Genomic DNA, 25,919 nt, shown 5'->3' on the forward strand with positions numbered 1-25,919 from the left:
GCACGGGCCGTGTCCAGCCTACGCGGCGCGGACGAGGGTACGCGTACGGCACCAATCGCCACAAGTCCCTCTCCGGGCGAGGCGGGTGCTCCCCGGCTCTCAGCGGAACGCCCCATTCTGCAGACAATCCGCAAAATACTCCGCCCGGCCGTGTCCTCGGCACGTGTCAGACGGTTATGCCCTGTGGGGGAGCTCCGTGTCGGAGCCAAGGAAGCAGGAAAGCAATGCACGTTGGAAGTTTCGTGTTGGCGGCCCAGTTCCCCGGCCAGGGCGAGGGCGAGGCGCTGCACCGCGCGGTCCGCTCGGCCGAGGTGGCCGAGGAGTCGGGGCTCGACGCGGTCTGGCTGGCCGAGCACCACTTCGTGCCGTACGGCACATGTCCGTCGGCGATCACTCTGGCGGCCTTACTGCTGGGCCGCACCCGCCGCATCCGGGTCGGTACGGCGGTGAGCGTCCTGCCCACCGCCCACCCCGTGGCCCTCGGCGAACAGGCCGCGCTGCTGCACCACACGAGCGGCGGCAGGTTCACGCTCGGTGTCGGGCGCGGCGGCCCGTGGGTCGACCTGGAGGTGTTCGGCGCGGGCCTGGAGGCGTACGAGGAGGGGTTCCCGGAAGCCCTGGACCTCCTGGAGCGCTGGCTGCGCGAACCGTCCGTGTCGGCGGACGGGGAGCGCTTCCGCTTCCGTGAGGTCCCGGTGGTCCCGAGGCCCTCGGAGGCCCTGACGGACGTCCAGGGGCCCGAGCTGGTCGTCGCCTGCACCTCCCCGGCGAGCGTGCGGCTGGCCGCCGAGCGGGGTCTGTCGATGCTGCTCGGGATGCATGTGGGGGACGAGGAGAAGGCCGAGATGGTCGCCCTGTGGCGGCAGCACGCGCGGGCGTGCGGCCGGCCCGCCGAGGAGATCCTCGGCGCGTCCCATGTGTCGGCGGGCGTCTGCCAGATCGCGGACCGTCGGGTCGACGCGGCGGAGACGCTGATGAAGGCGATGCCGGGCTGGCTGAAGCAGGGCCTGGAGGCGCATGTCACGGTCGACGGGCGCACCCGCCGGATGCGCGACCCGCTGGCGTACACCGAACTGCTCTGCGGGCTCCACCCGGTGGGGACTCCGCGGCTGTGCGCCGACCGGCTCGCGGCGACCAGCGAGCGGACGGGCATCTCGCGCTTCGCGCTGCTCGTCGAGGGCTCCGGGGACCTGGCGGCGACCGAGGAGAACGTGCGGCGGCTGGGGACCGAGGTGCTCCCCCAACTCGTCTGAGCGCGCGGTGGATTCCTGGGGGCTTGCCGCTCCGGTACAAAAGCGCACCTCCCGCGTACGGAGCGGCAAGCAAGCGGCGCCGCGTCAGCAGTCCCGGAACTCGGGTGACTGGTTCAGCACCTGGCTGCGGACCGAGGTGAAGCGGTTCAGCTTCTCGTCGACCGAGGAGTCAAGCGGGAACACGGCCACCCGGTGGCAGTTCTGGAAAGCCAGCCGCACACCGAAGTGCCGTTGCAGCGCGCCGCGTATCGCGTCACTCGCAAGCGCACGCAGCAACTGACCGCGTGCCTGCTCGTCCGGCGGAGGCGTCTGGTTGTCGGCGAACGCACCGCCGTCCACCTTCAGCTGGGCCACCAGGGAGCTGATCATCTCCCATGCAAAGGGCAGGGAGGTCCGGACGCAGTCGACGAATTCCGCTTCGTCGACCTCGCCTCGCTCGGCCTGTTCGAGTAGGGCCGGTGAGACGTCGAGCGACATGAGTTCTCCTCTCGCACCCCCAACGCGTGGGGGTTGCCGGACAGATAGGGGAGGATCGCGATACCGGACACGCTGCGTACACACCTCGCGACCTCCCGTTCATACGGTAAGCAACCGGCGGTGACGGCACCAGGAGAATGCGCAGATGGGACACTCTCAATGAGCACACCGTGCACACAATCGGCCATTACCGAACACGCGTTTTCCAGGGCGAATCGCGTCGGCAGGCGCCCGTCGAGTAGCGTTGCCGACCATGCGTCTCGTCATTGCCCGCTGTTCCGTGGACTACGCCGGGCGGCTCACCGCCCACCTTCCCTCGGCCCCGCGCCTGATCCTGGTGAAGGCGGACGGCAGCGTCTCGATCCACGCCGACGACCGGGCCTACAAGCCCCTGAACTGGATGTCGCCGCCCTGCACCCTGAAGGAGGGCACCGGCGAGGAAGAGGGCGTCTGGACCGTCATCAACAAGGCGGGCGAGAAGCTCATCATCACGATGGAGGAGGTTCTCCACGACTCCTCGCACGAACTGGGCGTGGATCCCGGCCTGATCAAGGACGGCGTGGAAGCGCACCTTCAGGAGCTGCTCGCCGACCGCATCGAGACACTCGGCGAGGGCTACACCCTGATCCGCCGCGAGTACCCGACGGCCATCGGGCCGGTGGACATCCTGTGCCGGGACGCCGACGGCAAGACCGTCGCGGTGGAGATCAAGCGGCGTGGTGAGATCGACGGCGTGGAGCAGCTGACGCGCTATCTGGAGCTGCTGAACCGCGACCCCCATCTCGCGCCGGTCCGCGGTGTCTTCGCCGCGCAGGAGATCAAGCCCCAGGCCCGCGTCCTCGCGACGGACCGGGGCATCGGCTGCCAGGTCCTCGACTACGACGCGATGCGCGGCATCGAGGACGACAAGCTGCGCCTGTTCTGACCTGCCCCGTCTCTACCCACCCCGCCAGACAAAGAGGGCCGGGTCCGCGAGCGCGGACCCGGCCCTGCCGTGTGTACGGGGTGTCAGATCACCTGCTCCGACTTGCCGGGCGTGCTCGCGCCGCTGCTCTGCGGCGCGCTCGCGGTGGTGCTCGCGGGCGCGCTCGACGCCGGGCCGCTGGCCGAGTCGGAGGTGGACGGGGTGGTCGTCGGCGGAGTCGTCGTCGGCGTGGGCTCCCCGGTGTCCGTCGGCGTCGGCGTCGACGAGGGCGGCGTGGAACTCGACGGCGGCTTGGTCGGTGAGGACGGCGGCTTGGTCGGGGTCGTCGGCGGCTTGGAGGACGTCGGAGGCTTCGACGTCGTCGGCGGCTTCGACGTGGACGCCGGATCACTCGGGTCCTGCGAACCGCTCGGTTCGTCCGTCGGCGTCGGATCGTCCGACGTGCCGAGCGTGCCGTCCGGACCCGGGTCGGTCGGGCGGCTGGTCGCAGCGCCCGTGTCGCCGCCCTCGTTCGCCGCCGGGTCGGCGCCCAGGCTGCCGTCGCCCAGGCCCTGGCTGGCCGAGGGGTTGACGCCGACCTGGTCGGACGGCGGGTTGCGGTCCTTGTCGGAGGTGGCGCCGAGGGTCACCACGGTGCCGAGCACGGCGACGAGCAGGGCACCGGCGCCCGCGGCCACCAGGTTGCGCCGGGCCAGGCCCTTGAGACCGAGCCGGGCCTTGTGCGAGGGCGCGGCCGGGCTGTGGTGGGTGACCACGGTCGGCGCGGAGGGCTGCTGGAGCGTCGGGAAGGCCGCCGGAACACCGCCGGCCGGGGACGCCGACTCCTCGTACCGGGCGTCGGGCACCTCCTCCCCCGCGGTCGGGCCGAGCCCGATCGGGGTGCCCGAGCGGTCGGAGACCAGGGCGAGGGCGCGGCGGCCGGCGACGGTGCCGCGCTTGTCGGACAGGGCGCCGCGCAGGCCGATGGAGGCCTCCAGTTCGGCCCGGGCCCGGTCGAGCCGGCCGCCGCACAGGGCGAGGATGCCGAGCTCGTGGTGGAAGTAGGCCTCCTCGGCGACGTCCCCGGCGAGCCGGGCGGCCTCGGCGCCGGTGCGCAGGGCGCGTTCCCAGGCGCTCCAGTGCAGTCCGGCGGCGAACGCGGGGGCGGCGGTGCGGGCCAGGTGGACGGCCGGGCTCTCCTCGTCCTCGGCGGGCGGCTCGGTGAGGGGCCCGAGGACGGCCAGGGCGGCGAGGACGGCGTCGGACTCGGCGCACACCCGTTCCGGGGTGACCGAGGGGTGCCCGGCCCACCAGGAGTAGTGCTGGGCGGCGCTGCGGGCCCCGGCCTCGGCCTCGTCGGCGTATCCGGCGGCCTCCAGCTGGGCCGGCACGCCCGCGGCGAGCCGGTAGCGGGAGCCGACCGGGGAGACCAGACCGCAGTCGGCCAGTTCGCCGAGGGCGGCGTCCGCGTGGGTGTCGCCGACCAGGGCGGGCAGATGCGCCTGGTGCGGGACCTCGCCGCCGAGGGCCACGGCGAAGCGCAGGGTGGCGCGGGCGGAGGCGCTCAGCCGGGCGGCGAGCAGCGGGGCGGGGGCGGCGGCCTCGCCGAGCGCGGGCAGCGGTACGTCGTCGCCGTCGGCGGCGTCGCAGCCCTCGGCCGGGGGCGCGTCCTCGAAGACGCCGAACTCGTCGACGGCGCTCGTCCCGGCGCGCAGCCGGTCGCGCTGCCGCAGCAGGGCACCGGCCTGGACGAAGCGCAGCGGCAGGCCCTCGGACTCGAACCAGAGGTCGCCCGCCCAGTTGGACTCCTCGTCGGTGAGGGTCCGGCCCACCGCGTGCTCCAGCAGGTCGAGTCCGGCCGCGCGGTCCAGGCCGCCGAGGGCGACCTCCTCGACGGCGGAGTCGGCGGAGGGAGCGGGCACGTCGGGGGTGGCGCCCAGCAGGAAGGCGCACTCCGGGGTCGCCTCCAGCAGCTCGTCGAGCGCGGCGCCGCCGAACTCGAGGTCGTCGAGGACGACGACCGCGCCGATCTCACGGAGGTGGGTGAGCAGTTCGTCCCGGTCCGGGCGGTACAGGGGGGCGTTGAAGACGGCGCGGAAGAGGTCGTGCCGCAGGTCCTCGCAGGTGCGGCCGAAGCCGCCCAGGCGGACGACGCCGTCGGGGGCGAGGTCCGCGCAGTCCTCGGCGACGAGGTCGAGGAGGCGGGTGCGGCCCGAGCCGGCGGGTCCGGTGAGGCGGACGGAGCGGCCGCGGGCGAGCAGGCGCACCAGTTGCTCGCGTTCGTCCTGGCGGGCCAGCAGCGGCAGGGCGGGACGCGCGGGGCCGGGCGGGACGGGCGGCCGGGCCGCGCGCTCGGCCTCGGCGCGTTCGGCCGGGGTGAGCTTCACGGGCCGGGCGGGCCGTTCGGCGGGCGGGCAGACCTCTATTTCGCTGCCGTCGACGGGGTTGACGGTCAGCAGGAAGTCGCCGGCGACGAGCCGCACGGTGCGGGCGAGTGCGGGCGCGTGCTGCGCGAAGTCGGGTGTGAGGGAGTCCCGGGGCGGGCGCTGGCGCGGCCCCTGGCCGTCGCCCTCGTGGCCGTACTCCTCGGGTCCCCGGGTGTTCGGGTCCATAAGTCAAGCCCCCCAAAAGCGGGTGTGTGCTGTGAAAGCCCTTCCCGGCCTTGCTGCACACCGCGCTGTCGCTTCTGGTCCGGGCCCGCTCGAAGGGTGGCAAGGCAGCGGGCAGCCGAACCCTAAACCTTCGCACAGTATCTACGACAGTCCGGGGTACCGCGGCGTCCGAGACGTCACGGTCTCGTGAGGATTGTGCGCGTCGCACGATTCGACGACGTCCGTCCGGGTCCTCCCCGGTCTCCCGGTTCCCACCCGTACGTCGGCGTCACACGCGGGGCAGTGTCTCCACCCCGATGCCCCCTTCGATCGCCAGGATCCGGTGCAGGCGGGTGGCCACCAGCAGGCGCTGCATCTGCGGCGGTACACCGCGCAGCACCAGGCGCCGGCCGCAGCGGCCGGCCCGCCGGTGGGCTCCCATGATCACACCCAGTCCGGTGGCGTCCCAGGAGTCCAGTTCGGACAGGTCGAGCACGAGGTCGCCGACTCCGTCGTCGACGGCCGAGTGCAGGACCGTACGGGCGTCCGCCGCGCTCCGGACGTCGAGGCGGCCCCCGACGACCAGCTCGGCGTGGTCGCCCCTGATGTGCATATGCGCTCCCCGTGCGTGCGTCTCGTGCTCCGCGTTTCTGATGCCGGTGATGCAACCTCTGACTGTGTGGAGGCGGCAGAGGTTGCTTCTTGTAAGCGAACCGATACCGAATTCACCCGGGGGTGTGATGCCCCCGGGGCATGTGCGGTTTCAGTGCTTGTAGAAGCCCTGCCCGCTCTTGCGTCCGATGTCACCGGCGTCAACCATCCGGCGCATCAGTTCGGGAGCCGCGAACTTCTCGTCCTGGGACTCGGTGTAGATGTTGTTCGTGGCGTGCAGCAGGATGTCGACGCCCGTCAGGTCCGCCGTCGCCAGCGGTCCCATGGCGTGGCCGAAGCCCAGCTTGCAGGCGAGGTCGATGTCCTCGGCGCTCGCCACGCCCGACTCCTGCAGCTTCGCGGCCTCGACGACCAGGGCGCAGATGAGACGGGTCGTCACGAAGCCGGCGACGTCGCGGTTGACGACGATGCAGGTCTTGCCGACGGACTCGGCGAACTCCCGGGCCTTGGCCAGGGTTTCATCGCTGGTCTTGTAGCCGCGGACCAGTTCGCACAGCTGCATCATCGGCACCGGCGAGAAGAAGTGCGCGCCGACGACCCGCTCGGGGCGCTCCGTCGCGGCCGCGATCTTGGTGATCGGGATGGCGGAGGTGTTGGAGGCGAGGATCGCCTCGTCCTTCACGAGCTTGTCGAGCGTGCGGAAGATCTCGTGCTTGATCTCGAGCTTCTCGAACACGGCCTCCACGACGACGTCCGCGTCGGCCACGGCGTCCAGGTCGGTGGTGGCGGTGATCCGGGCGACGGCGGCGTCGGCGTCGTGCGCCTCCAGCTTGCCCTTGGCGACGAACTTGTCGTACGAGGCCTTGATGCCGTCAGTACCCCGCTTCAACGCCTCGTCGGTGACGTCGCGCAGGACGACGTCCCAGCCCGCCTGCGCCGAGACCTGGGCGATACCGGCTCCCATGAGGCCGGCTCCGATGACGGCGAGCTTCCCTGCCACGTTACGACTCCCTGCTGACACGGCTCTTATGTATGCCTCTCGGGCGGACACTAGCGTTCGTGAGGCGCTGTGTGACCGCTAAGTAACGCGCGTCACGTCTCACATGACGGACATCACACCGGGCAGGGTCAGGGAGCGCCTCGTACGGCGTAGTTGAGCACCTTCTCGCTCAACAGCTCCTCGATGTCGTCGAGGAGGACGAGCATCTCTCGTGACACTTCGTCCGGGTTGCGCCCCTTGACCATCTCGCGGCCGACGGCGACGAAGACGGTGCCGTGGATCCAGCAGATCTGACCGGCGATCAGCCCCGGCAGCGGGTCGCCGGCACCGGCACCGGTCTCCTCACGGAGGGTCGCCTCCAGGTTGTCCTGGACCTCCTGCTGGATGCTCCACAGCCGGGAGCGCAGCGGCGGCGCCTCGTCGATGCAGCGCATGAAGCGGTCGTAGCCCTCGATGAGGCCCATCCGGGGGGAGACGGCCTCGGTCTCGGCGCGCAGTTCGCGCAGGACCGCCCGGGCGGCCGACTCTCCCTCGTCCCGGCCGCGCACCCAGCGGGAGAGGCGGTCGACGACGCCCTGGGAGCGGTCGAAGAAGAGGTCCTCCTTGGCCGGGAAGTAGTTGTAGACGGTGTTCACGGAGACGTCGGCCGCCTCCGCCACGTCCGCGATCGTCACCGTCACGAACCCGTGCTCCAGGAACAGCCCGGTGGCGATGTCCGAGATGCGCTGCCTGGTCTCGCGCTTCTTCCGTTCCCTGAGCCCCTCAGCCATGTCCGAATCCTAGCTTCCCTGGGGCTTCTCAAAACTTGGGGTCATTGCAAACTTTAAGAGACTCTGTTTTTCTGTGGCCATGAACAACATGGAGAACAGGGGCATGGCGATCATCAGTACGGCTGGACTGGCGCGTACCTTCCAGACGAAGCGCGGCCCGGTGCCCGCCGTGCGCGGCATCGATCTGACCGTCCGCGAGGGCGAGATCCTCGGCTTCCTCGGCCCGAACGGCGCCGGCAAGACGACCACCCTGCGGATGCTGACGACCCTGCTGGAGCCGACCGGCGGAGCCGCCACCGTCGCGGGCCACGACCTGGCGACCGACCCGGCCGGGGTGCGGCGGGCCTGCGGCTACGTGGCGCAGTCCGGCGGCGTGGACCCGGGCATCACCGTGCGGGAGGAGCTGGTCACCCAGGGGCGCCTGTACCGGCTGAGCAGGGCGGACGCCGCCGAGCGCGCCGAGGAGCTGGCGCGCGACCTGGGCCTTGCCGACCTGCTCGAGAGCAAGTGCGCCGCGCTCTCCGGCGGACAGCGGCGGCGTCTGGACATCGCGATGGCGCTCACCCACCGCCCGAAGGTGCTGTTCCTCGACGAGCCGACGACCGGTCTCGACCCCGGCAGGCGGGCCGACCTGTGGGACCTGGTGCGCCGGCTGCGCGACGAGCACGGCACGACCGTCTTCCTGACCACCCACTACCTCGACGAGGCCGACGCGCTCTCCGACCGGCTGGTCGTCGTCGACCGGGGCGTGGTGGTCGCCGAGGGCACCCCGAGCGCGCTGAAGCTCCGCCACGGCGGCTCGATCGACGCCTCGCTCCAGGACACGTTCCTCGCCATCACCGGGCGCAGCGCCGACCCCGCCGACCGGGCCCCCGTCGCCGTATAGGCGCGAGAGAGGAAACAGAGGACTCCCGATGCTGTTGCACGACACCGCGCTCGTCTACGGGCGCTATCTCCGCCAGTCCCTGCGCTCCCGTTTCGCGCTGCTCTTCGGCGTGCTGATGCCGCTGCTCTATCTGCTGTTCTTCGGTCCCCTGCTCACGGATCTGCCGCTCGGTGAGCGGGGCAGCTCCTGGCAGGTGCTCGTCCCCGGGCTGCTGCTCCAACTGGGTCTGTTCGGGGCGTCGTTCGCCGGCTTCTCGATCATCATCGAGAAGGGACAGGGGGTGGTCGAACGCATGCGCGTCACCCCGGTCAGCCGGCTGGCCCTGCTGCTGGGCCGGGTGCTGCGGGACGCCACGGTGTTCGTCTTCCAGGCGGTGCTGCTGGTGCTGGCGGCGGTGGCGATGGGCCTGCGGGCCCCGCTGGCCGGTGTGCTGATCGGCTTCGGGTTCGTCGCCCTGCTCTCGCTCTCGCTGGCCTCGCTGTCGTACGCGCTGGCCATGAAGCTGGACACCCCGCAGAGCTTCGGCCCGGCGATCAACGCGCTGACCATGCCGTCCATGCTGCTGTCCGGCCTGATGCTCCCGATGACCCTGGGCCCGGCCTGGCTGGACGTCCTGTCGCACCTCATGCCGTTCCGCTATCTGGTGGACGCGGTGCGCGAGGCATACGTCGGCGGCTACACGACATGGCCCATGCTCTACGGCGTTCTGGTGGCCGTCGGCCTCACGGCGCTGTCCGTGACAGTGGGCACACGCGTGTTCCGAACCGCCGGAGCGTAACTACGCTGGCCACATGGTCAATCTGACGCGCATCTACACCAGGACCGGCGACCAGGGCACCACCGCCCTCGGCGACATGAGCAGGGTCGCCAAGACCGACCTCAGGATCTCCGCGTACGCCGACGCCAACGAGGCGAACGCGGCGATCGGCACCGCGATCGCCCTGGGCGGCCTGGACGAGGAGGTCGTCAAGGTCCTCACCCGTGTGCAGAACGACCTGTTCGACGTGGGTGCGGACCTGTCGACGCCGGTGGTGGAGAACCCGGAGTTCCCGCCGCTGCGGGTCGAGCAGTTCTACATCGACAAGCTGGAGGCGGACTGCGACCGCTTCCTCGAACAGGTGGAGAAGCTCCGCTCCTTCATCCTTCCGGGCGGCACCCCGGGCGCGGCCCTGCTCCATCAGGCCTGCACGGTCGTACGCCGGGCGGAGCGCTCGACGTGGGCCGCCCTGGAGGTGCACGGCGAGACGATGAACCCCCTGACGGCGACCTACCTCAACCGCGCCTCCGACCTGCTGTTCATCCTCGCGAGGACGGCGAACAAGCAGGTCGGAGACGTGTTGTGGGTGCCGGGCGGAGAGCGCTAGGTTCTCCCCCGCGCCGCGTGCCAGACGCCGTTGGCGGAGAGGACCCCGCCGACGATCATCATCACGATGCCGACCTTGGTGAGGGTGACGACGGGGACGTCCACGTCTCCGGTGAAGCGCCACAGCAGCAGGCCGATCAGGAAGGTGACGACGCCTTCGGTCACATACTGCTTCGCCTTGGTCATGACGGGATCCTTTCCTTCGATGTGCTGACGGTGGTGTCCTGCTCCCCGGCGGAGGGCTTGCGCGGCCAGACGAAGTAGCTCAGCGCGATCAGGCCGTGGATGCCGGCCGCGCGCCAGGCCACGTAGCGCCAGCTCTCCAGGGAGGTGACGCGGCTCGGGTCGTCCACGTACCAGATGGCTCCCTGGAGCAGCACGGTCGCGACGACCGCGCCGATCAGCGTGCCCAGCCAGATCCTGGCCTCGTGGCGCGCGCGGGCCATGCCGCCCTGCGGGGGCTTCTGCGGTGGCGGGGCGCCGCCGAACCGGTGGGCCGCGTGGCCGTCGAGCCACTTCACGGTGCGGTGGCCGTGCCCGACGGTGTAGCCGATGTACAGCGCGGCCAGGCCGTGGGTCCAGTTCGGGTCGGCACCGTTCTTCAGGTCCAGCGCGGTGGCGATCAGCAGCACGACCTCCAGCAGCGGCTCGCACAGCAGCAGCGCCAGGCCGGTGCGCGGCATCTTCAGCAGGTAGCGGGCGCCCAGTCCGGCGGCCAGCAGTACCCAGAAGCCGATCTCGCAGGCGGCGATCAAGGCGACGATCACGGTTCGCTCCTCTCGGTCACCTTCAAGGCTTCCGGTCGGGGCGGCCGGAATCGTCGTCGTGACTGACGAAAGCGCCGTACATCGAAAGATGCAGCCAGGGACCCTACGCGGGGATCACGCACAAGGCGTCCCTGCCGTGTTGGATGGAGTCATGGCCGTACGACTCCCCCGCCCACGCCGCTTCGACGTCTACATCGCGGCGGGCGGCCTGCTCGGCGGACTGCTGCTGTGGGGCGTAGGCCTGGCCACCCGTCCGCACACCGAGGTGTACGTGCTGCTGCCGGGACGCTGGCCGGTGCTGTTGCCCCTCTTCGTCATGGCCGGCTGTGAGCTGCTGCGCCGGGCCGCCCCGCGCACCGCCCTGCTGACCGGCACGGCCGCGATCGTCCTGGACACCCTCACCCAGGGCAACCTGGTCACGATCCTGATGTACACCGACCTGATGTACGCGGCCGTCCTGTACGGCACACCCGCCTCGGCCCGCCGCATTCCACGCATCACCGGGCTGCTCTCGGTGATCGGGGCCGTGGTGCCGTTCGCCCTGTGGCGCGAGCCCGAGGTACTGCTGATCGGGGTGGTCACGGGCATCGTGGCCTTCGGCCCCGCCGCCACCGGGCTGATCGTCCGCAACCACCGCGACGCCGCCGAGTCCGCCCGGCTGCGCGCCGAGCAGACCGCGCTGCTCGCCGAGATGGACCGCACCCAGGCGGTCACCGCCGAACGCGCCCGAATGGCCCGCGAACTGCACGACATGGTCGCCAACCATCTGTCCGCCATCGCCATCCACTCCACGGCCGCCCTCTCCCTCGACGACCCCAAGACCTCCCAGGACGCGCTGGTCGTCATCCGCGAGAACAGCGTGGAGGGGCTCTCGGAGATGCGGCGGCTGATCGGCATCCTGCGCGACAGCAGCGGTGACCTGGAACCGGCCGCGGCCCCGACGCTCGACGGCCTCGGCGCGCTGGTGACGGGCGCCCGCGCCAACGGCCTCGACGTCACGCTGGAGAACACCGGACAGGGCGAGGTGCCGACGCCGGTCGAACTCGCCGCCTACCGCATCGTGCAGGAGTCACTGACCAACGCGCTCAAGCACTCCGACTCGGGCCGTGTCACCGTGTCCCTCGCCCAGCGGAACGGCTCGCTCGTCGTCACCGTGACCAGCCCCTACGGCGACCGGGACGCCCCCCGCGCGCCCGGCTCCGGCGCCGGTCTGGTCGGCATGCGCGAGCGGGCGGCACTGCTGGACGGCACGTTCGAGGCCGGCCCCGAGGACTCACCGGACGGCAAGATCTGGGCCGTACGCGCCGCTCTGCCCATCGTCGAAGGAGAATCCGAATGATCCGCGTCCTGGTCGCCGAGGACCAGTCCGCCGTCCGCGCGGGACTGGTCCTCATCCTGCGCAGCGCGCCCGACATCGAGGTGGCCGGCGAGGCGGCGGACGGCGAGCAGGCGGTGGAGCTGGCCCGCGAGCTGCGGCCGGACCTGGTGCTGATGGACGTTCAGATGCCACGCCTGGACGGGGTGTCGGCGACCCGCCAGGTCGTCTCGGAAGGGCTCGCCGATGTACTGGTGCTGACCACCTTCGACCTCGACGAGTACGTCTTCGGGGCGCTGCGGGCAGGCGCGTCCGGCTTCCTGCTGAAGAACACCGAGGCCAGGCAGCTGCTGGAGGCCGTGCGCACGGTCGCGCGCGGGGAAGGGCTGATCTCCCCGGCGGTCACCCGGCGGCTGATCGCGGAGTTCGCCGCGAAGCCGACCCGGGAGCCCACGGCCGACCCGGCCGTTCTGGACCGGCTGACCCGGCGCGAGCGCGAGGTGCTGTCCTGCCTCGGCGAGGGCCTGTCCAACGCGGACATCGCCGACCGGCTCGACATGGCCGAGGCGACCGTGAAGACCCACGTCAGCAGGCTGTTGGGGAAGCTGGAGCTGCGCAGCCGGGTGCAAGCGGCGGTGCTGGCACAGGAGTTGGGTGTCTGACCCGACCGTGGGAGCGGTGGTCCAGACCTATTGACCGGTGGTCCAGACCTTTCTATTCTCACCGCACCATGAGGGGCGTGAGGCTCAGTCACGCCCCGAGAACCCCACAAGGGAGGCGCAGCATGCGCTTCAGACACAGAGCCGCGGCAGGGTTCGCGTCCCTGTTGCTCCCACTGGCCGGTCTCGTCGGCCTCGCGAGTCCCGCCGAGGCCGCGACATCCGCGACCGCCACCTACGCCAAGACCCAGGACTGGGGCTCCGGCTTCGAGGGCAAGTGGACGGTGAAGAACACCGGCACGACCGCCCTCAGCTCCTGGACCGTCGAGTGGGACTTCCCCTCCGGTACGTCCGTCACCTCCGCCTGGGACGCCGACGTCACCTCCTCCGGCACCCACTGGACCGCCAAGAACAAGTCCTGGAACGGCACCCTCGCCCCCGGCGCCTCCGTCTCCTTCGGCTTCAACGGCACCGGCTCCGGCTCCCCCGCGAACTGCAAGCTCAACGGCGGAAGCTGCGACGGCGGCACCACCGAACCCGGCGACAAGGCCCCGAGCGCCCCCGGCACGCCCACCGCCTCGGACATCACCGACACCTCGGTGAAGCTGTCCTGGAGCGCCGCCACCGACGACAAGGGCATCAAGAACTACGACGTCCTGCGCGACGGCGCCAAGGTCGCCACCGTGACCACCACGTCGTACACGAACACCGGCCTGACCGCCGGAACCGACTACTCCTACACCGTCCAGGCCCGTGACACCGCCGACCAGACCGGCCCGGTCAGCGGCGCCCGCGCGGTCCGCACCACCGGCGGCACCACCGAGCCCCCGCCCACGGGCGACAAGGTCAAGCTCGGCTACTTCGTCGAGTGGGGCGTCTACGGCCGCAACTACCACGTCAAGAACCTGGTGTCCTCGGGCTCGGCCTCGAAGATCACCCACATCAACTACGCGTTCGGCAACGTCAAGAACGGTCAGTGCACCGTCGACGACACCTACGCCGCCTACGACAAGGCCTACACCGCCGACCAGTCCGTCAGCGGCACCGCCGACACCTGGGACCAGCCGCTGCGCGGCAACTTCAACCAGCTCCGCCAGCTCAAGGCCAAGTACCCGCACATCAAGGTGCTGTACTCCTTCGGCGGCTGGACCTACTCGGGCGGCTTCGGCCAGGCCGCGCAGAACGCGGCCGCGTTCGCCAAGTCCTGCAAGGCCGTCGTCGAGGACCCGCGCTGGGCCGATGTCTTCGACGGCATCGACATCGACTGGGAGTACCCGAACGCCTGCGGCCTGACCTGCGACACATCCGGCCCGGCCGCGTTCAAGAACCTGATGTCCGCGCTGCGCACGGAGTTCGGCTCGAAGTACCTGGTCACCGCGGCCATCACCGCCGACGGCTCCTCCGGCGGCAAGATCGACGCGGCCGACTACGGCGGCGCCGCGCAGTACCTCGACTGGTACAACGTGATGACGTACGACTACTTCGGCGCCTTCGACAAGGACGGCCCGACCGCCCCGCACTCCCCGCTCACCTCGTACCCCGGGATCCCGCAGGCCGGCTTCAACTCGGCCGACGCGATCGCCAAGCTGAAGGCGAAGGGCGTCCCCTCCGCCAAGCTGCTGCTCGGCATCGGCTTCTACGGCCGCGGCTGGACCGGCGTCACCCAGTCCGCACCGGGCGGATCGGCGACCGGCGCGGCGCCCGGTACGTATGAGGCGGGCATCGAGGACTACAAGGTCCTGAAGAACTCCTGCCCGGCCACCGGCACGATCGCGGGCACGGCGTACGCCCACTGCGGCAGCAACTGGTGGTCGTACGACACCCCCGCCACCATCGGCTCGAAGATGACATGGGCCAAGAACCAGGGGCTCGGCGGCGCGTTCTTCTGGGAGTTCAGCGGCGACACCGGCAACGGAGAGCTGGTGACAGCGATCAACAACGGCCTGTCGTAGACAGGTTCGGCTGATCAAGCCACATTGACGCGCTGACCGGGCGGGGCTGCCTCAAGCCACGCGAGGAAACCGGTCAGCGCGTCTTCGCTCATCGCGAGTTCGAGACGCGAGCCCCGGTGCAGGCAGGTCAGGATCACATGGTCGGAGAGCAGGGCCAGCTCCTCCTCGCCCTCCGGGACGCGGCGGCCGGCCACCTCGATCGCGGAGCGCTCCAGGATGCGGCGCGGGCGCGGTGAGTACGAGAAGACGCGGTACCACTCGACGCGGTCGCCGTTGTACCGGGCCACCCCGTACGCCCACCCTTTGCCGTTGCTGTCGCCCTGCTCGGGGGCGTCCCAGCGCAGGCTGGCGTCGAAGGTGCCCCCCGAACGCTGGATGAGCCGGCGGCGCAGACCGAAGACGAAAAGCCCCACCACCACGAGCGCCACCACGATTCCGCACACAGTCAGAGCGAGGACCATCGACACCGACCTCCTCGTCTCCTAGGTAACGGAACGGAAAAAACTCCCACATCTGCCTCAGCCGCGACTGGGTCCGGATCTCTCCGGTACCCAGCCGCGGCTGAGTGACGTCTTCACACGGCGGACAGGATCAGCGCGCCGCCGTGGCCGCACGCAGACGGACGTCAGCGCGGCGCTTGGCCTCCGCGTCGTCCTCCGCCTTCGCGCGCTCCAGCTCCTGCTCAGCGCGCTGGACATCGATCTCGTCCGACAGCTCGGCGACTTCGGCCAGCAGCGAGAGCTTGTCGTCCGCGAACGAGATGAAACCGCCGTGGACGGCGGCGACGACGGTCCCGCCCTCGCTCGTACGGATGGTCACCGGGCCCGACTCCAGCACACCGAGCAGCGGCTGGTGACCGGGCATGACGCCGATGTCGCCGGACGTGGTGCGCGCGACGACCAGGGTGGCCTGGCCGGACCAGACCTCACGGTCGGCGGCGACCAGCGCGACGTGCAGCTCAGCAGCCAAGGTGGCTCCTCGGGTCACCACCCGGCGGTAGTGCCGGGTGTTGGTTACAAGTCTAGTAGGCGTGACAGAGGGGGCGGGACGAGCCCCGCCCCCTCATGAACTCGAGCGCGGCCCGGGTCAGGAGACGCCCAGCTCCTTGGCGTTGTTCTTCAGGTCCTCGAGACCACCGCACATGAAGAACGCCTGCTCCGGGAAGTGGTCGTACTCGCCGTCGCAGATCGCGTTGAACGCGGCGATCGACTCGTCCAGCGGCACGTCCGAACCGTCCACGCCGGTGAACTGCTTGGCGGCGTGGGTGTTCTGGGACAGGAAGCGCTCCACGCGACGGGCGCGGTGGACAACGAGCTTGTCCTCCTCGCCGAGCTCGTCGATACCGAGGATCGCGATGATGTCCTGCAGGTCCTTGTACTTCTGCAGGATGTTCTTCACGCGCATCGCGGCGTTGTAGTGGTCCGCCGCGATGTACCGCGGGTCGAGGATGCGGGACGTCGAGTCCAGCGGGTCCACGGCCGGGTAGATGCCCTTCTCGGAGATCGGACGGGAGAGAACCGTCGTCGCGTCGAGGTGGGCGAAGGTGGTGGCCGGGGCCGGGTCGGTCAGGTCGTCCGCGGGGACGTAGATCGCCTGCATCGAGGTGATCGAGTGACCACGGGTCGAGGTGATGCGCTCCTGCAGGGTGCCCATCTCGTCGGCCAGGTTCGGCTGGTAGCCCACCGCGGAGGGCATACGGCCGAGCAGGGTCGACACCTCGGAACCGGCCTGGGTGAAGCGGAAGATGTTGTCGATGAAGAACAGCACGTCCTGCTTCTGGACGTCACGGAAGTACTCCGCCATCGTCAGGCCGGCCAGGGCCACGCGCAGACGGGTGCCCGGGGGCTCGTCCATCTGGCCGAAGACCAGGGCGGTCTTGTCCAGAACGCCGGACTCTTCCATCTCCGCGATGAGGTCGTTGCCCTCACGGGTGCGCTCACCGACGCCCGCGAAGACGGAGACGCCCTCGTGGAGGTTGGCGACACGCATGATCATTTCCTGGATCAGCACGGTCTTGCCGACACCGGCACCACCGAACAGACCGATCTTGCCGCCCTTGACGTACGGGGTGAGCAGGTCGACGACCTTCAGGCCCGTCTCGAACATCTCGGTCTTCGACTCGAGCTGGTCGAACGCGGGGGCCTTGCGGTGGATGGTCCAGCGCTCGCCGTCGTACTCCTCGTCGCTGTTCAGCACCTCACCGAGGGTGTTGAACACCTTGCCCTTGGTGAAGTCGCCGACCGGGACGGAGATGCCCACGCCGGTGTTGACGACCGGGGCCTGGCGGACCAGACCGTCGGTGGGCTGCATGGAGATCGCGCGGACCAGGCCGTCACCCAGGTGCTGGGCGACCTCCAGGGTCAGCGTCTTCTTCTCGCCCGCCTTCGCCGGGTCGGAGACCTCGACGTGAAGGGCGTTGTAGATGTCCGGCATCGCGTCGACGGGGAACTCCACGTCGACGACCGGGCCGATGACCCGCGCGACGCGGCCCGTCGCCGTGGCCGTCTCAACAGTGGTGGTCATTTTCAGTCACTCCCCGCGGTCGCGTCGGCCAGGGCACTGGCACCACCGACGATCTCGCTGATTTCCTGGGTGATTTCGGCCTGGCGGGCCTGGTTGGCAAGCCGGGTGAGATTCTCGATGAGATCACCGGCGTTGTCGGTTGCCGACTTCATCGCGCGCCGCGTGGCGGCGTGCTTCGAGGCGGCCGACTGGAGCAGCGCGTTGTAGATGCGGCTCTCCACGTAGCGCGGCAGCAGGGCGTCCAGGACGTCCTCCGCCGAGGGCTCGAAGTCGAACAGCGGGAGGATCTCGCCCTTGTTGGGCTTGGCCTCCTCGGCGACCTCGTCGAGGCTGAGCGGCAGCAGCCGCGCCTCGACCGCCGTCTGCGTCATCATCGACACGAACTCGGTGTAGACGATGTGGAGCTCGTCCACGCCGCCCTCGGCCGTCTCCGTCTCGATCGCCTCGATCAGCGGGGCCGCGACCTTCTTGGCGTCCGCGTACGAGGGCTCGTCGGTGAAGCCCGTGAACGACTCCGCGACCTTGCGCTCGCGGAAGTTGTAGTGGGCGAGACCACGGCGGCCGACGATGTAGTTGACGACCTCCTTGCCCTCACCCTCGAGCTGCGCGGTGAGCCTCTCCGCGGCCTTGATGGCGTTGGAGTTGAAGGCGCCGGCCAGACCGCGGTCGCTCGTGAGGAGCAGGACCGCGACGCGGGTCGGGTTCTCCGCCTCCGTCGTCAGCGGGTGCTTGGTGTTCGACCCGGTGGCGACCGCGGTGACCGCGCGGGTGAGCTCGGTCGCATACGGGGTGGAGGCCGCCACCTTGCGCTGCGCCTTGACGACGCGCGAGGCGGCGATCATCTCCATCGCCTTCGTGATCTTCTTGGTCGCGGAGACGGATCGGATGCGACGCTTGTAGACCCGGAGCTGGGCTCCCATGAGTCAGGTCCCTTCCGTCGTCACTTACCGGCAGCCGGGGTGTCCTCGCCGAGCAGCTTGCCGTCGGAGGTCTCGAACTGCTTCTTGAACTCCGCGATGGCGTCGGCCATGGCCTGGAGGGTGTCGTCCGACATCTTGGCGCCCTCGCGGATGGAGGTCAGCAGGCCCTGCTCCTTGCGGTGCAGGTACTCCAGCAGCTCCTTCTCGAAGCGGCGGATGTCGACGACCGGGACCTCGTCCATCTTGCCGGTGGTGCCGGCCCAGATGGAGACGACCTGGTCCTCGGTGGCCATCGGCTGGTACTGCGGCTGCTTCAGCAGCTCGACCATGCGCTGACCACGCTCGAGCTGCGCCTTGGACGCGGCGTCCAGGTCGGAACCGAAGGCGGCGAACGCCTCCAGCTCACGGAACTGGGCGAGGTCCACGCGGAGGCGGCCGGACACCTGGCGGATCGCCTTGTGCTGGGCGGAACCACCGACTCGGGAGACGGAGATACCGACGTTCAGCGCGGGGCGCTGACCGGCGTTGAACAGGTCCGACTCCAGGAAGCACTGGCCGTCGGTGATGGAGATGACGTTGGTCGGGATGAACGCCGAGACGTCGTTGGCCTTGGTCTCCACGATCGGCAGACCGGTCATCGAACCGGCGCCCATCTCGTCGGAGAGCTTGGCGCAGCGCTCCAGCAGGCGGGAGTGCAGGTAGAAGACGTCACCCGGGTAGGCCTCACGGCCCGGCGGGCGGCGCAGCAGCAGCGACACGGCGCGGTAGGCGTCGGCCTGCTTCGACAGGTCGTCGAAGATGATGAGGACGTGCTTGCCCTCGTACATCCACTGCTGACCGATGGCCGAACCGGTGTACGGCGCCAGGTACTTGAAGCCGGCCGGGTCGGACGCCGGGGCGGCGACGATGGTCGTGTACTCCAGCGCGCCGGCCTCCTCCAGAGCGCCGCGCACGCCGGCGATGGTGGAGCCCTTCTGGCCGATGGCGACGTAGATGCAGCGGACCTGCTTCTCCGGGTCGCCCGAGCGCCAGTTGTCGCGCTGGTTGATGATCGTGTCGACGGCCAGGGCGGTCTTGCCGGTCTGGCGGTCACCGATGATCAGCTGACGCTGGCCACGGCCGATCGGGGTCATGGTGTCGACGGCCTTGTAGCCGGTCTCCATCGGCTGGTGGACCGACTTGCGGTCCATGACCGTGGGGGCCTGCAGCTCCAGGGCACGGCGGCCCTGGGTCTCGATCTCGCCGAGGCCGTCGATCGGGGCGCCGAGGGGGTCGACCACACGGCCGAGGTAGCCCTCGCCGACCGCTACGGAGAGAACCTCACCGGTACGCGAGACCGGCTGCCCCTCCTCGATGCCGCTGAACTCACCGAGGACGATGGCACCGATCTCGCGCTCCTCGAGGTTGAGGGCGAGGCCGAGGGTGCCGTCCTCGAACTTCAGCAGCTCGTTGGCCATGGCCGAGGGCAGACCCTCGACCTTCGCGATGCCGTCGCCGGCAAAGGTGACCGTACCGACCTCCTCGCGCGAGGCCGCGTCCGGCTTGTACGCCTGGACGAAGTTCTCCAGCGCGTCCCGGATCTCCTCCGGCCGGATCGTGAGCTCCGCCATCTGGGTTCCCTGCTCTCCTTGTTGGGCCCGAAGTTTCTTAGGGGGTCTGGGGGCGACCCCCAGGATTCTTCTGCACGGCCCAACCAGGGCCGTCGTAAGTACGTCGTGCTATTGAGTTGCTGCTCAGCTCGCCAGGCGGCGGCTCGCGTCCTCCAGCCGGTCCGCGAGGGAGCCGTTGATGACCTCGTCGCCGACCTGCACCCGGATTCCGCCGAGGACCTCGGGGTCCACGTCCAGGTTGAGGTGCATCCGGCGGCCGTAGATCTTCGCGAGGGCGTCGCCCAGGCGCCGCTTCTGCGGGTCGCTCAGCGGCACCGCCGAGGTGACGATGGCCACCATGCGGTCCCGGCGCTCGGCGGCGAGCTTGGACAGGGACTCCAGTCCCGACTCCAGGCTACGTCCCCGCGGCGCGGTCACAAGGCGCGTCACCAGACGCTCGGTGGCCGACTGCGCCCTGCCGCCGAGCAGGCTGCGCAGCAGCTCGCTCTTGGCCGAGGTGGTGGCCTTCCGGTCGGTCAGCGCGGCCCGCAGCCCGGTGCTGCCGGAGACGATCCGGCCGAACCGGAACAGCTCGTCCTCGACGTCGTCGAGCTTGCCGGCCTGCTGCGCGGCGGTGAGGTCGGCGGTGTCGGCCAGCTGCTCCAGGGCGTCCACCAGGTCGCGCGACTGCGACCAGCGGGAGCGCACCATGCCGGCGACCAGGTCGGCGGCCGGGCCGCTGACCTGGGTGCCGAGCAGACGCTGGGCCAGTTGGGCCTTCGCCTCGCCGTCCTGCGCCGGGTCGGTGAGGACCCGACGCAGCGAAACCTCGCGGTGGAGCAGAGCGGTGACGGCGGCCAGCTCGTCGGCGAGCGAGCCCGCGTCGACGGACGTGGAGTCCGTCAACGCGTCGAGACGCTCTCGTGCGGCTGCCAGGGCCTCGCGGCTCGCTCCGTTCATCGCCCGGCCTCGGCCTTCTCCTCGAGGTCGTCGAGGAACCGGTCGATCACACGGCTCTGGCGGGCGTGGTCCTCGAGGGACTCCCCGACGAGCTTGCCGGCCAGGTCGGTGGCGAGCTTGCCGACGTCCTGACGCAGCGCGGACGCGGCGGCCTTGCGGTCGGCCTCGATCTGCGAGTGGCCGGCGGCGACGATCTCCTCGCGCTGACGCTGGCCCTCGGCCCGCATCTCGGCGATGAGCGTCGCGCCCTGCTCCTGCGCCTCCTGGCGCAGGCGCGCGGCCTCGTGCCGGGCCTCGGCGAGCTGTGCCTTGTACTGCTCAAGGACGCTCTGGGCCTCGACCTTCATGGTCTCGGCCTCTTCGATACCGCCTTCGATCGCCGCGCGGCGCTCCTCCAGAACCTTGTTGATGTTCGGAAGCAGCTTCTTCCAGAAGAAGAAGAACACGATGGCGAAGGCGATGGTGCCGATGAGCAGCTCGGGGCCCGGAGGAACGAGCGGGTTCTGCTCTTCCTCGGCCGCCAGCTGCACCAGGTTGGCGATCACATCAGTGCCTTTCGTCGAAACGTGTCGGTAGGGAAGTTCTTACTTCGTACCGAACACGAACGGCATGACGATGCCGATGAGGGCGAGCGCCTCACAGAAGGCGAAGCCCAGGATCTGGTTGGCACGGATCAGGCCGGCGGCCTCGGGCTGGCGGGCGAGGGCCTGGGTGCCGTTGCCGAAGATGATGCCGACGCCGATGCCGGGGCCGATAGCCGAGAGGCCGTAACCGACGGAACCGATGGAACCGGAGACAGCGGCGAGGGTCTCAGTGGCAGCCATGCTGAATCTTCCTTCTCTTAACGGACCGGTGGGGGTTGGCCACCGGACGACCGGGGGTGGGGTGGGGCTCAGTGATGCTCAGCGAGAGCGCCCTGGATGTACGTGCAGGCGAGGAGTACGAAGACGTACGCCTGGACGGCCTGCACGAAAAGCTCGAAGCCGATCATGGCGATAGTCATCACGAACGAGACACCGGCCGCCGGGATCATCCAGCTGTTGAGCAGGTACCAGGATGCGACGGTGAACATGACCAGCATCAGGTGGCCGGCGAACATGTTGGCGAAGAGTCGCACCGCGTGCGTGAACGGCCGGACCAGCAGGTTCGAGAAGAACTCGATGACCATCACGAGCGGCAGCACCGGGCCGAGCGACTTGTCGTAGCCGGTGACGTTCTTGAAGAACCCGACGAAGCCGTGCCGCTTGAAGGTCAGCGAGACCCAGGTCACGTAGACGATCGCGGCGAGGACCGCCGGGAAGGCGATGATCGACGACACCGGGAACTGCGCCAGCGGGATCACGGACCAGATGTTCATGATCCAGATGAAGAAGAACAGCGAGACCATGAACGGGACGTACTTCTCGCCCTCGCGCTTGCCGAGCGTCTCGTAGACGATGCCGCGGCGGACGAAGTCGTAGCCGGCCTCACCGACCATCTGCAGCTTGCCCGGCACCACCTTGGCCTTGCCGAAGGCCGCATAGAAGAAGCCGATGACGAGGACGGTGGTGACGAGCGCGAGCAGCATCACCTTGTTGAACTCGAACCCTCCGACCGTGGCGATCGGCTTGAAGAGGAACGAGTGCAGGCCCGGTGCCGGAAAACCACACCCGTCGGACATGATCCGACAGCTCCAGTCAAAGGCGAGCTGGGTCTGGTCAGCACTCACCGGGGGCTCCTTCGGCGTGACGCATGGGTACGGCAACCTCGTTGTGTCGGCGCGGCGCGCAGCCGCGGATCGGCACTGGACTGGTGTTACGGATGTGAGGGCGGCTTTGGGGCATCGAGCCTCGCGTTCGAGCAGGCGTCAGCTCAGATGCCCGCGCCCGCGATGCCGCAGTTGGCACCGGACGATAGCAGGAGTTCTCCGTGCTCTTTATCGCGCCCCTACTCGTCACGACGACGACCCGGTCTTCTCGGGCTTCTCGCTCTTCTCGGAGTCAGGGTCGATGTAGAAGATCTTGGCCTTCATATGCGCACGAGCCTGCGCGGCCATCCACACGACCGTCGCGACGACGAGCCCGACGGCGAACGTCTTCGCGTTGAAGAGAGAGGTGTCCTTGAAGAGGGCCACGAAGATCAAGAGCAGCAGGAGCTGAGCCATATAAAGCATCAGACCCATGGCCTGGAACAACTGCGGGAGCGATTTCGCCGTCCGCTGCAGAACGTACAGACCGATCCCCATGAAGAGGATGGCCAGCAGGGTGCCGACGGCCGCCCCGAGGGCTCCCTTGCCTCCGGCCACCACGCCACTGACGGCGACCGCGACCGCACCGGCAGCCGCTGTGGGCACAGCGCACTGCAAGAGGTTCCGGGCGTCATTGGACGGCATGGCGGCAACTCCGCTTTCGCAGGGGGCAGGGGTGTCGTCATGGACGAGCGTAGTCCCGGGCTGAGTGGAGTCCTCACGCCAATGGACCGTCGCACTGCGGTCCTTCGGCTCTATCCGGGGGTTCTCGTGAACCGTATCACAAACTATTTGATGCAGTCTTTACCTGGGGGTGTGCGGGCTGTCACACATGAGAGTGACGCTGCGCGTCTGTGCAAGAACAGCGCCGACTTGTCTGGTATTGGGGTGCTTCGCTCCCCCATCGTCACCCCACGACTTGGCAATGCTCTAGTCAGATTCTTACCTTGTCCCGGCCTTGCGCCGGTCCGCCAGACGCGAACGGGGGCCGATGGCGGTCGCCCCGTTGACACCGGAGACCCCGGCCACCCCGGACACCCCGGGCGCCACAGCCGCCGACGCCGGCGTCGAGGCCTCGGGTGAGAGCGCCGAGACGGAGACACGGCGCCGGTAGCGCGGCGGCACGAAGCGCTCCATCCAGCGCGGGGCGCGCGGTGTGAAGCGCGGCAGCAGAAGCAGCAGGAGACCGATCGCGCTGAGGAACACGACGCCGAGCACGATCCACATGGACGCCGAGTTGACCGAGTAGGCGAGCGCCCCGAAGGCGATCAGCGCCGACCAGAAGTACATGATCAGCACCGCGCGGCTGTGCGAGTGGCCGATCTCCAGGAGGCGGTGGTGCAGGTGGCCGCGGTCGGCGGCGAACGGCGACTGGCCCCGCCAGGTGCGCCGCACGATCGCCAGGATCAGGTCGGCGGCCGGCACCGCGATGATGGTCAGCGGCAGCAGCAGCGGGATGTAGACGGGGACCGTCTGGTGCACGGCCTCCTTCTCGGACCCGACGTACAGGTTGAGCGCGTCCGGGTCGACCTGACCGGTGACGGAGATCGCACCGGCGGCCAGGACCAGGCCGATGAGCATGGAGCCCGAGTCGCCCATGAAGATCCGCGCCGGGTGCATGTTGTGCGGCAGGAAGCCCAGGCACATGCCCATCAGGATCGCCGAGAAGAGGGTGGCGGGGGCGGCGGCCTCGACGCCGTACGAGTACCAGATGCGGTAGGCGTACAGGAAGAACGCCGCGGCCGCGATGCACACCATGCCCGCCGCCAGACCGTCCAGGCCGTCCACGAAGTTGACCGCGTTGATGGTGATGACGACGAGCGCCACCGTCAGCAGCGTGCCCTGGCCCTGGGAGAGCGCGACCGAGCCGACGCCCGGGATCGGCAGCCACAGGATCGTCAGACCCTGCACGACCATCACGCCCGCGGCGATCATCTGGCCGCCCAGCTTGATCAGGGCGTCGATCTCGAACTTGTCGTCCAGTACCCCGATCAGCCAGATCAGCGCCGCCCCGGACAGCAGTGCCCGGGGTTCGTTCGACGTCTCGAAGACCTGGCTGAGGTTGGTCAGGTGGTCGGCGACCAGCAGGCCCGCGCACAGGCCGAAGAACATCGCGATCCCGCCGAGCCGCGGAGTGGGTTCCCGGTGCACATCACGTGCCCGGATCTCCGGCATCGCTCCGGCCACGATCGCGAATTTCCGTACCGGCCCTGTCAGCAGATACGTCACCGCGGCCGTGATGCAGAGCGTCAGCAGGTATTCACGCACGGGCTTCCCCACAGGTCTCGCTGGCCATCACAGCCCCACACCCTAGCGATGCGCGCATATGGGTGGGGACTTCCGGGTAGCGACGATGGTTGCACGAGTGGCTGTGCACCCCGGTGCGTCTACCCCCACTCAGCGCGGATACGGCGGAAATCCACCGGCCAGCTCCCGCACTTCTTCACGCGCCCTCGCGGTCTCCGTCACGCCTCTGAGCACGCCCGCGAGCAGCTTGGCGATCCTCGCCATCTCCGCCTCCCCCATACCCTGCGTGGTCACCGCGGCCGTGCCGAGCCTGAGCCCCCGGGCGTCGCCGTGAGGAAGCGCACAGCAGTCCAGGACCAGACCGGCCGCGGCGAGCCGGCCGCGGGCGGTGCGTCCGTCTACGCCAAGGGGTGACGGGTCCGCCGTGATGAGGTGGGTGTCGGTGCCGCCGGTGGTGACGACCAGGCCCTCGGCGGCCAGCCGGGCCGCGAGAACCCTCGCATTGGCGACCACCTGATGGGCGTACGCGACGAACGCCGGTGTTGCCGCCTCACCGAACGCGACCGCCTTGGCGGCGATGGTGTGCATCTGCGCGCCGCCCTGTGTGAAAGGAAACACCGCCCGGTCCACCCGCTCGGCCAGCTCCGCGCGGCACAGGATCATGCCGCCGCGCGGGCCGCGCAGCACCTTGTGAGTGGTCGCACAGACGATGTCCGCGTACGGCACCGGATTCGGCGCCGCCCTCCCGGCGACCAGCCCGATGGGGTGCGCGGCGTCCGCGACGAGGTAGGCGCCCACCTCGTCGGCGACCTCGCGGAAGAAGGCGTAGTCGATGTGCCGGGGATAGGCGATCGAACCGCACACGATCGCCTTGGGCCGGCGTGTGCGGGCGAGGGTGCGCACCTGCTCGTGGTCGATGAGCCCGGACTCGGCCTCCACGCCGTAGCCCGCGAAGTCGAACCAGCGGCCTGAGAAGTTGGCGGGCGAGCCGTGGGTGAGGTGGCCGCCGTGGGGCAGGCCCAGGGCGAGGACGGTGTCGCCGGGGCGGAGCAGGGCGGCGTAGGCGGCCAGCACCGCCGAAGAGCCCGAGTGCGCCTGGACGTTGGCGTGGTCGGCGCCGAACAGGGCCCTGGCCCGGTCCACGGCGAGCCGCTCGGCGACGTCGACGATCTCGCAGCCGCCGTGGTGCCGCGCCCCCGGGTAGCCTTCGGCGTACTTGTTGGCCAGCGGCGAGCCGAGGGCGGCCAGCACGGCCGGCGAGGTGAAGTTCTCGGCGGCGATGAGCTGGAGCGTCGTCGACTGCCGCTCCCGCTCGCCGAGCAGGATGTCGGCGAGTTCGGGGTCCTGGTGGCGCAGGACGTCGGCCTCGATGGCAGGGGTGACCGTCATGATGGGCTCCGGGCGG

The 25,919-nt window shown here is 69.7% G+C and carries 27 protein-coding genes; 8 read left to right on the plus strand and 19 right to left on the minus strand.

The genetic code is table 11. The annotated features are described in order from the left end of the window. Window positions 1-224 precede the first annotated feature (224 nt). Window positions 225-1,253, plus strand: coding sequence for an LLM class flavin-dependent oxidoreductase (locus NNW99_RS10880; RefSeq protein ID WP_215118503.1), 1,029 nt, complete (start codon window positions 225-227; stop codon window positions 1,251-1,253). 84 nt (window positions 1,254-1,337) lie between these two features. On the opposite strand, the gene NNW99_RS10885 is transcribed toward NNW99_RS10880, so the two are convergent. After that, entirely contained in the window at window positions 1,338-1,730 is a 393-nt protein-coding gene (locus NNW99_RS10885) for an SCO5389 family protein (RefSeq protein ID WP_215118504.1), read from the minus strand. 253 nt (window positions 1,731-1,983) lie between these two features. Between NNW99_RS10885 and nucS the strand changes: the two genes are divergently transcribed. Beyond that, the gene (nucS, locus tag NNW99_RS10890) at window positions 1,984-2,655 is read left to right on the plus strand and encodes an endonuclease NucS (RefSeq protein WP_215118505.1); all 672 of its coding nucleotides are present in this window, start codon (window positions 1,984-1,986) and stop codon (window positions 2,653-2,655) included. An 83-nt stretch (window positions 2,656-2,738) separates the two neighbouring features. Here the strand turns inward: nucS and NNW99_RS10895 are convergent, their stop codons facing one another. From NNW99_RS10895 to NNW99_RS10910, 4 genes are all read right to left on the minus strand, one after another. Further along, window positions 2,739-5,246: an ATP-binding protein gene (locus tag NNW99_RS10895; protein ID WP_215118506.1), complete on the minus strand. Its 2,508-nt coding sequence runs from the start codon at window positions 5,244-5,246 to the stop codon at window positions 2,739-2,741. Between the two features lie 268 nt (window positions 5,247-5,514). Beyond that, on the minus strand, window positions 5,515-5,838 hold the full coding sequence (locus NNW99_RS10900; RefSeq protein ID WP_003993003.1) for an STAS domain-containing protein: 324 nt from the start codon (window positions 5,836-5,838) through the stop codon (window positions 5,515-5,517). A 150-nt stretch (window positions 5,839-5,988) separates the two neighbouring features. Beyond that, the gene (locus NNW99_RS10905; RefSeq protein ID WP_215118507.1) at window positions 5,989-6,837 is read right to left on the minus strand and encodes a 3-hydroxyacyl-CoA dehydrogenase family protein; all 849 of its coding nucleotides are present in this window, start codon (window positions 6,835-6,837) and stop codon (window positions 5,989-5,991) included. 128 nt (window positions 6,838-6,965) lie between these two features. After that, window positions 6,966-7,607 carry a TetR/AcrR family transcriptional regulator gene (locus tag NNW99_RS10910; protein ID WP_215118508.1) on the minus strand — a complete coding sequence of 214 codons (642 nt, stop codon included), beginning with the start codon at window positions 7,605-7,607 and terminating at the stop codon, window positions 6,966-6,968. Window positions 7,608-7,710: 103 nt separating this feature from the next. Between NNW99_RS10910 and NNW99_RS10915 the strand changes: the two genes are divergently transcribed. Genes NNW99_RS10915 through NNW99_RS10925 form a run of 3 tightly spaced genes read left to right on the plus strand, consistent with a single transcriptional unit; the run spans window position 7,711 to window position 9,857 of the window. Continuing rightward, window positions 7,711-8,493: an ABC transporter ATP-binding protein gene (locus NNW99_RS10915; RefSeq protein ID WP_215118509.1), complete on the plus strand. Its 783-nt coding sequence runs from the start codon at window positions 7,711-7,713 to the stop codon at window positions 8,491-8,493. Window positions 8,494-8,521: 28 nt separating this feature from the next. Next, window positions 8,522-9,271, plus strand: coding sequence for an ABC transporter permease (locus NNW99_RS10920; protein WP_215118510.1), 750 nt, complete (start codon window positions 8,522-8,524; stop codon window positions 9,269-9,271). Between the two features lie 13 nt (window positions 9,272-9,284). After that, a complete protein-coding gene (locus NNW99_RS10925; protein WP_215118511.1) occupies window positions 9,285-9,857 on the plus strand; it encodes a cob(I)yrinic acid a,c-diamide adenosyltransferase in 573 nt (190 codons plus the stop codon). Here NNW99_RS10925 and NNW99_RS10930 read toward each other — a convergent pair. Continuing rightward, a complete protein-coding gene (locus NNW99_RS10930) occupies window positions 9,854-10,042 on the minus strand; it encodes a DUF5708 family protein (protein WP_215118512.1) in 189 nt (62 codons plus the stop codon). The genes NNW99_RS10925 and NNW99_RS10930 overlap by 4 nt on opposite strands. Then, a complete protein-coding gene (locus tag NNW99_RS10935) occupies window positions 10,039-10,623 on the minus strand; it encodes a hypothetical protein (RefSeq protein WP_215118513.1) in 585 nt (194 codons plus the stop codon). Before NNW99_RS10935 ends, NNW99_RS10930 begins: the two co-directional genes overlap by 4 nt. A 151-nt stretch (window positions 10,624-10,774) precedes the next feature. Here NNW99_RS10935 and NNW99_RS10940 point away from each other — a divergent pair, with 151 nt between their 5' ends. The 3 genes from NNW99_RS10940 to NNW99_RS10950 all read left to right on the plus strand — a co-directional run bounded on the left by NNW99_RS10940 (window position 10,775) and on the right by NNW99_RS10950 (window position 14,549). Continuing rightward, window positions 10,775-11,962, plus strand: a complete 1,188-nt coding sequence (locus tag NNW99_RS10940; protein WP_215118514.1) for a sensor histidine kinase — start codon at window positions 10,775-10,777, stop codon at window positions 11,960-11,962. Further along, window positions 11,959-12,600, plus strand: coding sequence for a response regulator transcription factor (locus NNW99_RS10945; protein WP_215118515.1), 642 nt, complete (start codon window positions 11,959-11,961; stop codon window positions 12,598-12,600). The genes NNW99_RS10940 and NNW99_RS10945 overlap by 4 nt, the downstream gene beginning before the upstream one ends. A 122-nt stretch (window positions 12,601-12,722) precedes the next feature. Beyond that, window positions 12,723-14,549 carry a glycoside hydrolase family 18 chitinase gene (locus NNW99_RS10950; RefSeq protein WP_215118516.1) on the plus strand — a complete coding sequence of 609 codons (1,827 nt, stop codon included), beginning with the start codon at window positions 12,723-12,725 and terminating at the stop codon, window positions 14,547-14,549. Between the two features lie 14 nt (window positions 14,550-14,563). On the opposite strand, the gene NNW99_RS10955 is transcribed toward NNW99_RS10950, so the two are convergent. From NNW99_RS10955 to glyA, 12 genes are all read right to left on the minus strand, one after another. Continuing rightward, a complete protein-coding gene (locus NNW99_RS10955; protein ID WP_215118517.1) occupies window positions 14,564-15,010 on the minus strand; it encodes a DUF2550 domain-containing protein in 447 nt (148 codons plus the stop codon). A gap of 130 nt (window positions 15,011-15,140) precedes the next feature. Further along, window positions 15,141-15,518: a F0F1 ATP synthase subunit epsilon gene (locus NNW99_RS10960; RefSeq protein ID WP_215118518.1), complete on the minus strand. Its 378-nt coding sequence runs from the start codon at window positions 15,516-15,518 to the stop codon at window positions 15,141-15,143. A gap of 117 nt (window positions 15,519-15,635) precedes the next feature. Next, window positions 15,636-17,072 (minus strand): F0F1 ATP synthase subunit beta, encoded by a 1,437-nt coding sequence (atpD, locus tag NNW99_RS10965; RefSeq protein WP_215118519.1) that lies wholly within the window; start codon window positions 17,070-17,072, stop codon window positions 15,636-15,638. 2 nt (window positions 17,073-17,074) lie between these two features. Continuing rightward, window positions 17,075-17,992, minus strand: a complete 918-nt coding sequence (locus NNW99_RS10970) for a F0F1 ATP synthase subunit gamma (RefSeq protein ID WP_215118520.1) — start codon at window positions 17,990-17,992, stop codon at window positions 17,075-17,077. Between the two features lie 20 nt (window positions 17,993-18,012). Next, complete coding sequence (gene atpA / locus NNW99_RS10975) at window positions 18,013-19,602, minus strand: F0F1 ATP synthase subunit alpha (protein WP_215118521.1); 1,590 nt, start codon at window positions 19,600-19,602, stop codon at window positions 18,013-18,015. Window positions 19,603-19,725: 123 nt separating this feature from the next. Continuing rightward, window positions 19,726-20,541 (minus strand): F0F1 ATP synthase subunit delta, encoded by an 816-nt coding sequence (locus tag NNW99_RS10980; RefSeq protein ID WP_215118522.1) that lies wholly within the window; start codon window positions 20,539-20,541, stop codon window positions 19,726-19,728. After that, window positions 20,538-21,086, minus strand: a complete 549-nt coding sequence (locus tag NNW99_RS10985; RefSeq protein ID WP_215118523.1) for a F0F1 ATP synthase subunit B — start codon at window positions 21,084-21,086, stop codon at window positions 20,538-20,540. The genes NNW99_RS10980 and NNW99_RS10985 overlap by 4 nt, the downstream gene beginning before the upstream one ends. 39 nt (window positions 21,087-21,125) lie before the next feature. After that, a complete protein-coding gene (locus NNW99_RS10990) occupies window positions 21,126-21,365 on the minus strand; it encodes an ATP synthase subunit C (protein ID WP_053670587.1) in 240 nt (79 codons plus the stop codon). A 68-nt stretch (window positions 21,366-21,433) separates the two neighbouring features. Continuing rightward, on the minus strand, window positions 21,434-22,201 hold the full coding sequence (gene atpB, locus NNW99_RS10995) for a F0F1 ATP synthase subunit A (RefSeq protein ID WP_215124227.1): 768 nt from the start codon (window positions 22,199-22,201) through the stop codon (window positions 21,434-21,436). A gap of 273 nt (window positions 22,202-22,474) precedes the next feature. Beyond that, on the minus strand, window positions 22,475-22,912 hold the full coding sequence (locus NNW99_RS11000) for a hypothetical protein (protein ID WP_215118524.1): 438 nt from the start codon (window positions 22,910-22,912) through the stop codon (window positions 22,475-22,477). Between the two features lie 297 nt (window positions 22,913-23,209). Further along, window positions 23,210-24,535: an MraY family glycosyltransferase gene (locus tag NNW99_RS11005; protein ID WP_215118525.1), complete on the minus strand. Its 1,326-nt coding sequence runs from the start codon at window positions 24,533-24,535 to the stop codon at window positions 23,210-23,212. A 129-nt stretch (window positions 24,536-24,664) separates the two neighbouring features. Then, window positions 24,665-25,903: a serine hydroxymethyltransferase gene (gene glyA, locus NNW99_RS11010; RefSeq protein WP_215118526.1), complete on the minus strand. Its 1,239-nt coding sequence runs from the start codon at window positions 25,901-25,903 to the stop codon at window positions 24,665-24,667. Window positions 25,904-25,919 lie beyond the last annotated feature (16 nt).

Source organism: Streptomyces sp. CRCS-T-1 (assembly GCF_024442335.1).
Lineage (GTDB): Bacteria > Actinomycetota > Actinomycetes > Streptomycetales > Streptomycetaceae > Streptomyces > Streptomyces koelreuteriae.

Bases quoted from the DNA above. Each gene is read 5' to 3' on its own strand.
- NNW99_RS10920 (WP_215118510.1), top strand. From the start codon at position 8,522: ATGCTGTTGCACGACACCGCGCTCGTCTACGGGCGCTATCTCCGCCAG.
- NNW99_RS10880 (WP_215118503.1), top strand. From the start codon at position 225: ATGCACGTTGGAAGTTTCGTGTTGGCGGCCCAGTTCCCCGGCCAGGGC.
- NNW99_RS10885 (WP_215118504.1), bottom strand. From the start codon at position 1,730: ATGTCGCTCGACGTCTCACCGGCCCTACTCGAACAGGCCGAGCGAGGC.
- NNW99_RS10930 (WP_215118512.1), bottom strand. From the start codon at position 10,042: ATGACCAAGGCGAAGCAGTATGTGACCGAAGGCGTCGTCACCTTCCTG.
- NNW99_RS10895 (WP_215118506.1), bottom strand. From the start codon at position 5,246: ATGGACCCGAACACCCGGGGACCCGAGGAGTACGGCCACGAGGGCGAC.
- atpA (WP_215118521.1), bottom strand. From the start codon at position 19,602: ATGGCGGAGCTCACGATCCGGCCGGAGGAGATCCGGGACGCGCTGGAG.
- NNW99_RS10940 (WP_215118514.1), top strand. From the start codon at position 10,775: ATGGCCGTACGACTCCCCCGCCCACGCCGCTTCGACGTCTACATCGCG.
- NNW99_RS10945 (WP_215118515.1), top strand. From the start codon at position 11,959: ATGATCCGCGTCCTGGTCGCCGAGGACCAGTCCGCCGTCCGCGCGGGA.
- atpD (WP_215118519.1), bottom strand. From the start codon at position 17,072: ATGACCACCACTGTTGAGACGGCCACGGCGACGGGCCGCGTCGCGCGG.
- NNW99_RS10915 (WP_215118509.1), top strand. From the start codon at position 7,711: ATGGCGATCATCAGTACGGCTGGACTGGCGCGTACCTTCCAGACGAAG.
- NNW99_RS10955 (WP_215118517.1), bottom strand. From the start codon at position 15,010: ATGGTCCTCGCTCTGACTGTGTGCGGAATCGTGGTGGCGCTCGTGGTG.
- NNW99_RS10950 (WP_215118516.1), top strand. From the start codon at position 12,723: ATGCGCTTCAGACACAGAGCCGCGGCAGGGTTCGCGTCCCTGTTGCTC.
- NNW99_RS10925 (WP_215118511.1), top strand. From the start codon at position 9,285: ATGGTCAATCTGACGCGCATCTACACCAGGACCGGCGACCAGGGCACC.
- NNW99_RS10990 (WP_053670587.1), bottom strand. From the start codon at position 21,365: ATGGCTGCCACTGAGACCCTCGCCGCTGTCTCCGGTTCCATCGGTTCC.
- NNW99_RS10980 (WP_215118522.1), bottom strand. From the start codon at position 20,541: ATGAACGGAGCGAGCCGCGAGGCCCTGGCAGCCGCACGAGAGCGTCTC.
- NNW99_RS10900 (WP_003993003.1), bottom strand. From the start codon at position 5,838: ATGCACATCAGGGGCGACCACGCCGAGCTGGTCGTCGGGGGCCGCCTC.
- NNW99_RS11000 (WP_215118524.1), bottom strand. From the start codon at position 22,912: ATGCCGTCCAATGACGCCCGGAACCTCTTGCAGTGCGCTGTGCCCACA.
- NNW99_RS10970 (WP_215118520.1), bottom strand. From the start codon at position 17,992: ATGGGAGCCCAGCTCCGGGTCTACAAGCGTCGCATCCGATCCGTCTCC.
- nucS (WP_215118505.1), top strand. From the start codon at position 1,984: ATGCGTCTCGTCATTGCCCGCTGTTCCGTGGACTACGCCGGGCGGCTC.
- glyA (WP_215118526.1), bottom strand. From the start codon at position 25,903: ATGACGGTCACCCCTGCCATCGAGGCCGACGTCCTGCGCCACCAGGAC.
- atpB (WP_215124227.1), bottom strand. From the start codon at position 22,201: ATGTCCGACGGGTGTGGTTTTCCGGCACCGGGCCTGCACTCGTTCCTC.
- NNW99_RS10910 (WP_215118508.1), bottom strand. From the start codon at position 7,607: ATGGCTGAGGGGCTCAGGGAACGGAAGAAGCGCGAGACCAGGCAGCGC.